At 57.6% G+C, this 11,843-nt stretch carries 9 protein-coding genes; 6 read left to right on the top strand and 3 right to left on the bottom strand.

All coding sequences use genetic code 11. The features are described from left to right. The 3 genes from IVA91_RS31510 to IVA91_RS31520 form a co-directional block, all read right to left on the bottom strand. Positions 1-346 (bottom strand): polysaccharide deacetylase family protein (locus IVA91_RS31510; RefSeq protein WP_247460129.1); only part of this gene is annotated, 346 nt, incomplete at its 3' end. Then, on the bottom strand, positions 343-975 hold the full coding sequence (locus IVA91_RS31515; protein WP_247333179.1) for a NodA family N-acyltransferase: 633 nt from the start codon (positions 973-975) through the stop codon (positions 343-345). The genes IVA91_RS31515 and IVA91_RS31510, both read right to left, overlap by 4 nt. Further along, complete coding sequence (locus tag IVA91_RS31520; protein WP_247460138.1) at positions 972-1,388, bottom strand: response regulator; 417 nt, start codon at positions 1,386-1,388, stop codon at positions 972-974. Before IVA91_RS31520 ends, IVA91_RS31515 begins: the two co-directional genes overlap by 4 nt. Before the next feature lie 442 nt (positions 1,389-1,830). On the opposite strand from IVA91_RS31520, the gene IVA91_RS31525 reads away from it, so the two are divergent. From IVA91_RS31525 to IVA91_RS31550, 6 genes are all read left to right on the top strand, one after another. Next, positions 1,831-2,775, top strand: a complete 945-nt coding sequence (locus IVA91_RS31525) for a LysR family transcriptional regulator (protein WP_247460131.1) — start codon at positions 1,831-1,833, stop codon at positions 2,773-2,775. Between the two features lie 2,376 nt (positions 2,776-5,151). Then, entirely contained in the window at positions 5,152-5,871 is a 720-nt protein-coding gene (locus IVA91_RS31530) for a MerR family transcriptional regulator (protein WP_247460133.1), read from the top strand. A 1,365-nt stretch (positions 5,872-7,236) separates the two neighbouring features. Beyond that, complete coding sequence (hisC, locus tag IVA91_RS31535; protein WP_247460140.1) at positions 7,237-8,313, top strand: histidinol-phosphate transaminase; 1,077 nt, start codon at positions 7,237-7,239, stop codon at positions 8,311-8,313. A 210-nt stretch (positions 8,314-8,523) separates the two neighbouring features. After that, the gene (locus IVA91_RS31540) at positions 8,524-9,552 is read left to right on the top strand and encodes an LLM class flavin-dependent oxidoreductase (RefSeq protein ID WP_247420882.1); all 1,029 of its coding nucleotides are present in this window, start codon (positions 8,524-8,526) and stop codon (positions 9,550-9,552) included. A 327-nt stretch (positions 9,553-9,879) separates the two neighbouring features. Beyond that, positions 9,880-10,146 carry a hypothetical protein gene (locus IVA91_RS31545; protein ID WP_247460135.1) on the top strand — a complete coding sequence of 89 codons (267 nt, stop codon included), beginning with the start codon at positions 9,880-9,882 and terminating at the stop codon, positions 10,144-10,146. Positions 10,147-10,813: 667 nt separating this feature from the next. After that, positions 10,814-11,104 (top strand): hypothetical protein, encoded by a 291-nt coding sequence (locus tag IVA91_RS31550; protein WP_247460136.1) that lies wholly within the window; start codon positions 10,814-10,816, stop codon positions 11,102-11,104. Positions 11,105-11,843: the final 739 nt, after the last annotated feature.

Consider the following 11,843-nt stretch of genomic DNA (forward strand, 5'->3'; position numbering starts at 1 on the left):
GCATGTGCCGCACAGAGGCTCGGGGGCAGGCCATTCCGATCATCTTGTTCGTCGTGAGGATCTCGTATTCCACCTCATCCGGCATGCATTTGGATAAATCCGGGTGCGTCATTGTGTGGTTTGCGATTTCGTGCCCTTCTGCAATGATGCGCTGGATCAGCTCCGGCTGACCCGCTGCATATGCACCGATCACGCAGAAGGTGGCGGGGGCCCGATGCTGCGCCAGCACATCCAGGATGGCCGGCGTGCAATGCGGGTTGGGCCCATCATCAAATGTCAGATAGACGCAGTGCTCTCCGTCGGCGTAGTCGCTCCGCGCTTCAGTCTCGTCGTCTGCGGACGTCACAGTTCCGGCCCGTTTCGTTCAATCATCTCACCGGCCGGCCATTCGCTCATTGGCCTCGCAATCGGCAGAACGAGGACGACCACGTCCTCCACGCGCGTCGGAGGCACAGTGAGATAGATATCCGAACGAGTGGACCGGACACTGAGCCCTGGCAAAACAGTCGCCAATCCCTGTCGCCCGAGCAGCCGGGTAATATGTTTCTGCAGGGCGGATCGGACCGTGCCAAAGCCGAATGGCACCCCAAGATCTCGCAATACCGGATACATCACGCGGATAGAGTGGCTGATGCCGAGCCCCTCGAGATCCGGGCGTACCCCGTACAATCCGAGTTCAGCCACAAGCAGATCGACCTCACCAACTTTTATGAAGCGGCGCAGTGCGCCGATGTGAATCGCGACGCCACGATCATCATAGCCGATTGCCCGAATCTCAGGCCTTGCGCCGGCCCAGCTTCGATGATCTTCAAAGGGCTTTGCATTGAATGCCCCGGTCGGACCATAGGTCTTCCGGAAGAAGTCGGACAATTCAATATGGTCAGCAAGTTGAAGCTCATTCTCCCAGCACAGCCTCCAACGAACTGGAGGGCGCGCCGAAACACCTCGTCTGGATTCGGGCGCGATCATTTTCATAGAGAGAAATTCCTATTCATTATCTGACTCCTGACGCAGGCCAGCAGTTCGCTACGCTGGAAAGGCTTGCTCAAGAACTGGAGTCCAGCTTGCAGAACTCGCCTCATATCCTCTTCGGAGTTGTCTGTGAGCAGAACGGTGGGAATCGCGCCTCCGGATGCAGCAAGATGATGGAAAAGCTCAAAGCCACTCATCCCGCTCGACTGCATGTCCGCGATCAAGCACGACGTGATCAAACGGCGGCCCGATTTTAAGAACTCGTCTGCGCTCTCGAAGGGTTCGGGTACGTAACCCGCGGAAAACACCATATCTGTCAGAGCTTCACGCACTGACCGCTCTGCATTCACAATGGATACGACGTCGAGCGTGTGCGCAACTCGCATCAGATTCGCCAGGGACGCCTTCGCTTGCATGTTCCGCACGATTTCTCCGCAGCAAGGACGCAATCGGATGCGACCAAAACACATTTGGCACCCGCAACCGAAGGGGTCCAACTGGAGGGAAATCTACGGCCAAGTTGAGCGTTCGCTCAATTCTACGGCGGTACACGGCCGGTATAGAATGGGTTGGCGAAGCCATACGATGGTTTGCTCGTCCTATACGCCCACGCACATCTGCGGATCCCCACCGTGCTAGCTCGCCGAGATATGACTTGCGCAACACGCGCGAAACTGCGACCGCACGGTCCAGATGTCTTGATCGATCCCTGGCGCTGGGCTGAGACGCGCTACGATTTGTAACCATTCTGATAGATCTGACATCTCGCTAAACTATCCTTTGCTATCCTCATTCGGTACAAATGGTAAAATCGATTGTATCGATAGAACACATTCATACGGTGGATCACTCAAGATTATGCGTTTCAAGGGACTCGATCTGAATCTCCTCGTCGCGTTCGACGCCCTGGTGACGCAAGGCAATCTCACTGCGGCGGCAAGAAGCATCAACCTCAGTCAACCTGCCATGAGTGCTGCCGTCGCGCGGCTTCGCACTTACTTTCGCGATGAGCTATTCACGATGAGGGGCCGGAAGCTTGTCCCAACGCCGCGGGCTCAAGCGCTCGCAGTCCCGATTCGCGAGGCTCTCGCTCACATTCAGCTCTCCATCATTTCTCCGGACGGCTTCACTCCGTCTCAATCGAATCGGCGATTCAGGATCATCCTGTCCGACTTCATGACTGTCGTGTTTCTTCGACGGATCGTGGACCGCGTCGCGCGGGAAGCTCCGACAATCAATTTCGAGTTGCTGCCGCCCGTAGAGGAACCCGATGAACTTCTCCGGCGCGGTGAAGTCGATTTCCTCATGTACCCGGAGATGTTCATGTCGAGTGCGCATCCCAAGGCGGCACTGTTCGAGGACACTTTCGTTTGCGTGGGCTGCCCGATGAACAAGCAGCTGGCGCCGCGACTTACGTTCGAGAAGTACATGTCGATCGGGCACGTGGAAGCCCAGTTCGGGCGCTCCCTGAGGCCCTCCTTCCACGAATGGCTCTTGCTCGAGCATGGTTTCAAGATACGCACTGAGGTCGCTGTGCAGGGTTTTGGTATGATTCCGCCTATGTTATTGGGCACCAACCGTATAGCGAGCATGCCCTCAAGATTGGTCAGCCATTTCGCAAACACGATGCCCCTGCGGGTCATCGAACCTCCGCTGCGACTTCTCACATTCACCGAGGCCGTCCAATGGCCGGCCATTCATAATACTGATCCCGCAAGCATTTGGATGCGCAACATGTTCTTGCAAGAGGCATCCATGATGGTCTCTCCGTCCGAGACCAACCAATGTCACGGCCAGTTCTAGGATTGTTCGGCCGTTTGCGACCTACTCTTCGTTAACCAGATCTACGCCAGGCTCGAAGCACCGGTCCTCGCTGGTGTTCGGATTGGCGCGCTTGAGCGTAGTTTGATCGGGTCGGCGGCGCTATTGATCTCGCGCTGGCGTGACGATCTTGCGCGTCATACAGCTCGTTCGGCGGCGCTCCGCAATGACTTTCCGCTGATCCGACGGGCTGCGTCGCGCTGTTCTACATGAGCTGAGCTCAGAGCTCGCGAAATGATCCGGCCAGTCAGGTGAACGAGATCCGGCCTCGGCACTAAAATCCCTTGGATCGTACACCGCGTCAGGTTGTAGACCAAGACCTGCGATCGAGGCTGCAAACGTGGACACTGCTAGCGCACCCGCACCGCTCTTCGCCTGCCGTTGGGCATTCTCCTTGCCGCACTGTCCCGGCGATCGCAGCAGTAATGCCGAAGCTCGTCAGTAGCTAAACGCCTCTTGGCGGGCCGCCCCACAGGGTCGATGCCGGCTCGTTCGCGTCGAACCAACTTGTTCTGCCGAACGCCAACACTGTCCACAGTCGCGTCCGGAAAGCGCAACGCGAGCTGGCGTAACTCGGGAGAGCGGAACCTGCAAGTGAGAGGTCTGCGCAAGGTTGGCATGGAGGTTGAGACACGTCATCTCAACGGCTTGTCTTACTCTTATACTCGATCCCGCATGACGGAGCGCAACCGCAAACTCGCTGGCCGCAGGATCAACCTGGATCCACCCGCCGTGAGCTCGCGGCATTGTCCCGCTGCGCGCGTGCTTGGGGGATGAGTCTTTATGATGAGAGGACGGCAACTGTGCCAATGTCCGGCGCACGGAAGGGCTCGTCGCTCCCATTCGCCAAGCCCTGCTCCACCTACAGCTTTTGCTCGTTTCGGGCGACATGGTCAATCCAGCCACATCGGATCGTGGGTGCAGGGTCATCCTTTCGGATCTCGCGACAGTCGTGTTCTTTTCGAAAGTGTCGTGGCGCGTGGCGCGCGGGATGCCGCCGCCGTTAGCCCCGAGTTGCGGCCCCTCACCGCTGTCCCCGAAGAGCTACTTCGGTGCGGTAACATGATTTGCCTATCTTACCCAAAGCATCTATGTCCAGCGCTCGCAGACCAAAGCGATACTGTTCGAGGATGAAAGTGAGTGAGCTTCTGGACGAGCAAGCCATTACCCGCGACAGCTGGACTGTGCTGCCCAACACTGATCCGGCTCACCTCTGGATATGCGAGTTATTGCTGTAGGAGCTATGGCACGTCATTGTTTTCCCGGCGCGGCCGCGCGGCGCCCGGGGCCTGTTGACCTGTTTTGAGCGCCTCCAGGTCCAACGGATACGGAGCGATCCTTCAAGGCTCGGTCCTCAATCGCGAGTAACGTTTCGCCAGCCGCGCGAGGTGCGCTTGCGTTGAGATACATGCCGGGAATGGTTTTGCGGCCCGCCTTCTCTCATTCTACCGACGCTTTGGGTCGCGGACTTGCGCCGTTGAAGAGCAGCCATCATTTTGTGGCATTCCAAAACCCGATGTTGCCATGCGCGAACAGCGCCTTCGCGCCCACAAAGCCATCTCAACAGGACTAGCATCGTGTCGAAAATGCTGTTAGGCGCCGAGCGGGCGGCCGCGTCACGATGTGGTGGTAAGACTGATCTGCGATGATTGACCAATCAACGCCGGCTCGACGATAGACATCAAAGCAAGGATTCGACCGAAAGAGGCCCATCTGATCAGATCAGTACTGTGTCTGGGCCGCCGTTCGTGAAGCCGTGTCTCAAGAGCAAGCGGGGCTGCATGTATCTGCTTTCGCTTCGCCTGGCGATCAGACAGCAGATGGCCCACTGCTGCGGCAGCATCCAGCAGAAATTGCACAGTTTCGGTTAGGGCAGTGTTGGACAAAAGGGAAGCAAACGCCGTGTTGCACAACGGCACCACACGAACGTCCTGTCACATTCTTTCGCGCACGTCGCCGCTCCGTCTCCTTTTTGCCCCACCACAGCCAAACGGCTTCGTCACGTGCGGCGCCGGTGCGACAATCAAAGGAGCTTACTCTTGGATAAGCCGAGCGGAGTCTACGATCCGGAGGATCTCGCGAGCTTGGGAAACCTTTTTGATCGAGCAATCGCGTCTTTACCGACATGCATGCGAACCAGCGAGAATCGCGTGGCGATCGCCAGACTTGTGATGCAACGCGCAGCGAGGGACGAATTGGCGTCGCTGGCGAACTTGATGCTTGCACTTGTCTCGGCCGCTTGATCAACAGCATGCGCTCAGTCCTCCCGGGGGTTCGCAGCAAGAGACCATCATCTAGATCATTGAAATAACTTGATTCTCACGTGACGTCAGGTTGTAGGCTTGCAAATTGAGGACCATGACAAACGCCACACCACGACGGCGCCGATGGCGCATTGGAGAACTTGCAGAGGCGACCGGCGTAACGGTACGCACTCTGCATCACTACGAACATACCGGGTTGTTGACGGTCTCGGAACGTACCGATGGCGGTCACCGCATGTACGATCGAGAAAGCCTACAACGCGTCTCTCAGATTCGCGCGCTACGTGAGCTCGGCTTCTCGCTTCCTGAGATCCGCAAAGCCATCGAGGGGCGGACATCTCTCACGGACCTATTGCGCAACCATCTGGAGCGAATCGAAGTTCAAGTCGCGCGGGCGACACTATTACGGGATCGATTGCGCAATATGACGACGCAAGGTGAGACAGAAGTCAGTGTCGACGAGCTGCCGGCCACGTTAGATGCAATGTCGCGGATTGAGGAGCGTACCCCCTCGGCCATCTGCACGTGCGCCTCTAACGCTAGCCGCGAAGATCGGTGGCGGACGATTCGGGACGAGCTACGTAGCTGCATGGATCGGGGCGAGCCTCCATGCAGTGAGCGGGCAAATGCGGTCGCGCGTCAGGCCCGTTCGCTGCTGACTGAGATCGCAGGAGTTGACTCGACTGTCTCGATGATACTTAAGGTGCTGACGCGATTGACCGAACCACACAATCTCGCCGGCTGGGATGCGAGCCTCATGCGATACCTGGATCTCGCCCTCGCCGCGCTGGAGGACCAGCTGGGAAAGAGTTGACGCACGCGGTTGCCCGCGACTCGGTTATTGCAATGTCTCTAAACCCAATGAAGTGATGCTGATCCTTGTCTGACTGAGGATCGTTGGCCCGTAGCAATTCGCCTGCGAATCTGCGTTGTCGGCACTCTTTGGGGTTCTTCGCACTGTGGATTTTGGCAATCAACCTCGACGAGCACCCTTCGAAGTACTTGATTCGCACGTAGCGTCACATTGTACCTTCTAAAAGCATCGACGCAGCGGCGGGGCGACCGAGAGCGCCGGCTAGGCCGACGGAGACTCCAATGATCGGCATCACTTTCGGAAATTCCCGGTGAGAGCGCTGGGCGAGAACAAGTCGGTAGATGATCGTCTTTGGCCATTGCTGGCGACTGCGCAAACGGCACGCTCTTTACCTTTATGCCGGCCTCGACGACGAATGCTGCAGGGGCAGCCGCTGTCGCCAAGCTCAAGGGTACTAGCCTATCTAACGCAGGTTGCACGCTCTAGATGCCGCAGTTCAAGCATGGGCAGGCTCGGTCAAACGGACGGGCACTTCGATGCCGCGCGGGTCGCTGCGGTCCTACTTCGGGCTCAATCGACACGGCCATTGCCACGGTTCGATTCGACTCGAAGGGAGACAATGCCGCTTCTGGGTTCATCGTTTACCGCTGGCGCGACAATACCATCGAAGCGGTCGCGCAGACCTGACCGCCCGCACCAACACCGCACGGAGCGTTCGAATGATGAACCATCCTCGACATAGCGATTACGCGCTGCTCACGTGCGTCGCAGTCGCCGCAGTCGCAGCATTTCTCGCCCTCGCGGCAATGCTATCAAAGCTGTCGTGCACGCCCGAACGGCCGCCCGAAGAGTACGTTCCCATTCGCCTGGTGCCACTAGAGTGAGCATCACTTCCACATTCGTAAGGCCGACAAACATCGGTGACTTCTTCCAGCTAGTGAAACTGATGCGCACCTCGCTCTCGGGAGTGAGCTGCCAGGACCTCTTTAGAAGGAACGTAGCTTGTGGCAAGATGTCAGTCTTGCGCAGTCTGTCTGCGGATTACGCGAGTTCAAGCCAAGCGTTAGCAGCGCTGTTCGGCCGAGTGGACGTGGCGTTGCCTCCCCTCGTGAAACAGGTATTCGCTGGAATAACGCCGCGCGCCGCCTGATCCGTGCTGATCGCTGCCGGATTTCGAGACGGGCTCTGATCCGGTGCTGCGCTTAGATCTGAGCCCGCCTATGGCACCCCACCCCTCACATTCATGCACACCTTGCGCTTCCCGGCTCCGAACACAGCGCGCGCATCACATAGGCTCGATGAAGGCCGTCAACTGCTCTCGTCGACAAAAGGGAGAACACCAAATTGGATGCAAAACTGCAAACTATGCTTTCCTCGCTCTCGCCGGTGGCTCGCGAATTGGATGCTCTGCCGTCCGGGCGACCCACCCTGGATAATACTTGCGTGAAACTGAACACGAATGAGAACCCATTTCCTTTGCCAGCCATCGTGATGCGAAGCGCAATTGCAGCTCTTGAGGTGCAATACCGCTATCCAGAAGACGACAATGTCAGCTTGAGACAAGCGGCCGCAGCGGCCTATGGGATTGCCACTGATCGCGTGATGGCTGGCAATGGATCGTCTGAACTCCTCAGTCTCATTTACAGAGCCTTTCTTTCCCCGGGCGACGGCATCGCAATGATGTCGCCCGGCTTCTCATTCAATCGCAAGCTTGCCATGTTGCAAGGGGCCCGGTTCATTGAAATTCCCTGGTCTGAACCCGACTGCTTGCCGATGGACGAGCTGCTTTTCGGTCCGGCTAAACATGCCAAGTTCATTCTGCTGGCCAATCCGAACAATCCGACCGGAAGCTTTGTTCCGCTCGCTGAGATCGAGCGCCTCGTTATACGATCTGACCGATTGATCGTACTGGACGAAGCTTACGTCGATTTCGCACCTGAGGACGGCCTACGCCTCGTTGAGCGCCATTCGAATCTTCTGGTCCTGCGCACGTTTTCCAAGAGTTATTCCGCCGCTGGCATTCGCGTCGGCTTCGGTTTCGGCCATCCCGAGCTGATTGGGCGGCTTCGCAACATCCAGAATGTTTTCAACATGAATGTGGTCGCTCATGCCGTAGGCATGAGCGTCCTTGCGCATCGCGACGCCTACGAGGAGAACCATCGCCACGTAAGGCTTGAGCGTCAGCGCGTAGCGGCCGCGCTCTCGGAATTTGGGTTCTCCGTAACGCCTTCCCACGCGAACTTCCTCCTCGCCCGTGTGCCGGTAGGCCAGGGTGGCAGGTGGTGGCAGGCGGCGTTGCAAGACCAGAGCGTCCTCGTTGCCTTCTTTCCGGATGCCGGCCTGCAAGAGTGCATTCGGGTTAGCATCGGTACAACGCGCCAGATGGATGCGTTTCTTGCGGCTGTCGGCAGCATTCTTAAGAAAGTGGGATGCCGTGGCTAGTGACCCCTTCCACTCAGGTCACAGATCCCCGTTCGTCATCGATCCGGCCCCACACATGATGAAGCTTCGCGACGCAGCCGGAGTCAGTTTTTGTCCGATCGGCGCATTGCGAGCTGTTGAGAACGGCTTCGCAGCATATGCACCGCAGTGCCAGCGAGCGCCTCTTCCAAAACCCGGAGGACTTCGGTCCTCTCTATAGGAGATAACTGAGTGAGAAACGTTCTTCCCTCAAACCTGACCTGCGGCATCTTTGATCATCTTGACGAGGACGGCCCCGATATCGCCCGGCAATACGCGGACCGCCTCGCGCTGGCGGAGGCCTACGACCAGCTCGGTTTCTATGCCTATCATCTGGCGGAGCATCATTGCACCCCCCATGGACGCGGTCCATCGCCGAACTTGTTTCTGTCAAGCGTCATACAACGCACACGGCGACTTCGCGTTGGTCCATTGGTCATGCTGCTCAACCTCTACCACCCGTTGCGGGCATTCGAGGAGATCTGCATGTTGGATCACCTGAGCAGCGGCAGGGTCGAGGTCGGTCTTGGTCGCGGCTCCCTACCGATCGAACTGAGTTATTTTGGGGTTGGAGCCGATGTTGCCTCAAGCCGTTACGAGGAAGCTTCCCAAATCTTCGTTAACGCGATGAATGGCGGCCCGCTCTCGTACGAAGGGCAACATTTTGCGCTGAGCGACGTTCCTTTGACGCTTTCACCTCACCAGCGTCCTTGTCCCCCGACATGGATTGCTACAAATCGGCCAGAGTCCGCGCATTGGGCGGCGGCGAATGGCGCTAATCTGGCGTGCATGGGGCCCTCTTCTGCCGTTCGCAAGGTAACAGATCGCTATCGCGCTCATCAAAACGCCAAGCATGACGCCAACGGTTCAGCACCATTTCTCGCATTACTCCGCATGATCGTAATTGCCAGCTCTGAAGCAGCCGCCCGCTCCCTCGCCGCGCCAGCCTACGAAACATGGCTCAAGAGCTTTAAGTTCCTGTACGAGCTCAATGACATCCCGCCTCCATCCAACCTGCCCCTAACCTTGGATGCCGCAATTGACAGTGAACTGTGCGTCGTCGGAACGCGCGCTTCGGTGCGCCAAACTCTTCTCGATCATGTGGAAGAAGCAGGCGCCAACTATCTCCTTTGCCAGCTCGCCTTTGGATCTCTGTCACTGGATGCCTGCCTCAACACAGCAACTGCGATTCACTCCGAGCTCATAGCGGCAGAGCACTGACGGTGAGCCAACAGAGATTCCAATAAGTTCGTCCTTGACCAGGCAATAAATGGCAACACCGAGGCCCATGAGCACCGCAGCCGGATGCATTTGTCAGGCCGTTCTTATGGTTCAAATGGCTCTTACGCGCATGAGACCCCTTTCGACTACATCACCAAACAACGGCAATAAATGCCCTGTCTCCCATTTGCGCGCGTTGACATTGCCCGAGCAGTGGTTTGCTTGGACAGGTGAGTTGGCTCACGCTCATCCCGCTTTGGCGCGCCAGTTCGTCGATCGCATTCCACACGAATCCAAGATGCGGCTTATCGCACGGGCGGGCCTGTCGTGACGCGGTCCCGGCAGCGCTCCGACCAGACGGAGGAGATCGCGCGTAAGCTCGAGATCGTGCTGGCGGAGTTGGCTTCGCTGCGCATTCTGCTGGCTGCGCACGGAATTAGCACCCCTCCACCTCTGCATGAGGACTACCTCACCGTTCAGCGATTCGCAGCGATGAACCACATAAGCCCCGGAGGCGTGCTCTCTCGGATCCGCCGCGGCAAGTTGCGCGCGGAGAAGCGCGGTGGCCGCTGGTGGGTGAAATGCACAGCATAGCCGTGCAGTGGCGAGGACAATAAGACAGACGAAATGAACCAATCCGAGATCGGAAATCCAGGACATGGAAATGATCTGCGCGTTTCAGTTGCTAGCTTTTCTGAGCTCGGCCGGACAGCCGATGGAGTATCGATCGAGGTCGACGTGGCGCACGACCAACACACCATCGCCAGATCGGGAGGCTCGATCTCGATGCACCCACGCAATCACAAAACGGGTGGGCGCCCCGAGCAGCGGGATATCGGATGACCACCTTTGCGTGACCGGGATCACTCACTCAATTCGGCCTCGTCAACAGAGCGATCCGAGTGAGAAAGCGGAAGAGCACGGATGCGTGGCAGAAGTCCAACTCCGATGCCGCTGCATGTATTGTGGCAAATGGAAGCGGCGCACGCCCTCCATGTCAGTTTTGCACGTGAGCCACCGCACGCTACCGGGTTACGGCCTGGAGCACAGGAAAGATAAGTGCCTTGCTCGCAAATCGCACACTTTGTGAGTTCCCCTGAGCATATCTTGAACGTCCGTCTCACGCCCGCTGGGGCGTAGCAGCGGACATGTATCCCAGTCACTCGCCTGTTCAGGGTCGCCTCGCGCGCCGGTGTCAAAGGGGACAGGTCTGATTTCGCTGGGATGGTCGCCAGAATCTGGCTGGAGAAGGAGATAGCCAATGATGTCACCAAGACTGATGTCAGTCCTCGGGTCGATGGTAGCAGTCGAGCGTATGTTTTGGAAACTTCGAGAATTGATCGATGGCGACAGCTCGATCTCACCTGAAGTTCGAGAGACGCTTCATGTAATACTAGATGCAAAGCTTCTTTCCGCAAAAGATAAGATTATGAGCGACGCGCGCACTGCGATTGACGCAACTCCTGGTTTGCCTCAGGCGGTCCGCGATCGAGCATACAGGTCGCTCGACTTTGCAATGAAAATGTTCATGACCAGAACCGCGCCGCCCTAAGGACCTTTTAAGGAGTCGGTATCTGCAGCGCTCATCCCAAGATGCATTGATCCATGCCCCGCTCCAGCGAGCGCTTGCCCGGACACTTTGCTGTGCAGCGTTGGTTAGCCGAGCGGCTTCGATTGAGCTCCTGAGCAGCTATGAAGCTGATGGGAATGGAGCAAGCTTGGGTGCGCAGCTGCCGAAATGCTGCAGGCTGTTTTTCTCGAGCATCCCGAACCAGCCTTCTCTGGCCATCTTTAATGGTCCGCTGCTTCAAGCCAATGTGCGAGTCCCCCTCAGCTCTGTAACTTGATCATCGAAAGGACCGGCCAGGTGTCGTCATTAGGCAGCGGCGTAGGCTCGACTCTGCTCGTGGGAAGCAGCGCTTGAGTTGATCCAGCTCAAGCATCATGATTCGCGTTCCCGAGATGGCTTCGATGCCTGGCTAGGACCTTCACCGAATGGACGGTCGCATGCTGAGCCATTCTTCGGCATGCGCCTGATCAATTGACTCAAGAGGATCGGCTCACGCAATCAGTGTTGATGGATCCCTCTTGGCCCATCCACAGCACGGATACTTCGCATCAAAACAATAGATTTTGCCAATATTCTCCAAATCCACATAGCTAACCGCCAGCTATCTGATCCCGGATGGCCGCGCTTGACGCGCATCTGTCCGGTGGCGCGCGGTGAGCCCTTTGCGAGTCAACAGGGAACTGGAGTGTTTTCGATGCGGGCTCGTGGCCGCGGCACATGT

The sequence above is a fragment of the Bradyrhizobium sp. 153 genome (genome assembly GCF_023073835.1).
In the GTDB taxonomy this organism is placed as follows: domain Bacteria; phylum Pseudomonadota; class Alphaproteobacteria; order Rhizobiales; family Xanthobacteraceae; genus Bradyrhizobium.

Coding starts and splice junctions, on each gene's coding strand:
- IVA91_RS31525 (WP_247460131.1), top strand. CDS start 1,831: ATGCGTTTCAAGGGACTCGATCTGAATCTCCTCGTCGCGTTCGACGCC.
- hisC (WP_247460140.1), top strand. CDS start 7,237: ATGCTTTCCTCGCTCTCGCCGGTGGCTCGCGAATTGGATGCTCTGCCG.
- IVA91_RS31550 (WP_247460136.1), top strand. CDS start 10,814: ATGATGTCACCAAGACTGATGTCAGTCCTCGGGTCGATGGTAGCAGTC.
- IVA91_RS31515 (WP_247333179.1), bottom strand. CDS start 975: ATGAAAATGATCGCGCCCGAATCCAGACGAGGTGTTTCGGCGCGCCCT.
- IVA91_RS31530 (WP_247460133.1), top strand. CDS start 5,152: ATGACAAACGCCACACCACGACGGCGCCGATGGCGCATTGGAGAACTT.
- IVA91_RS31520 (WP_247460138.1), bottom strand. CDS start 1,388: ATGCAAGCGAAGGCGTCCCTGGCGAATCTGATGCGAGTTGCGCACACG.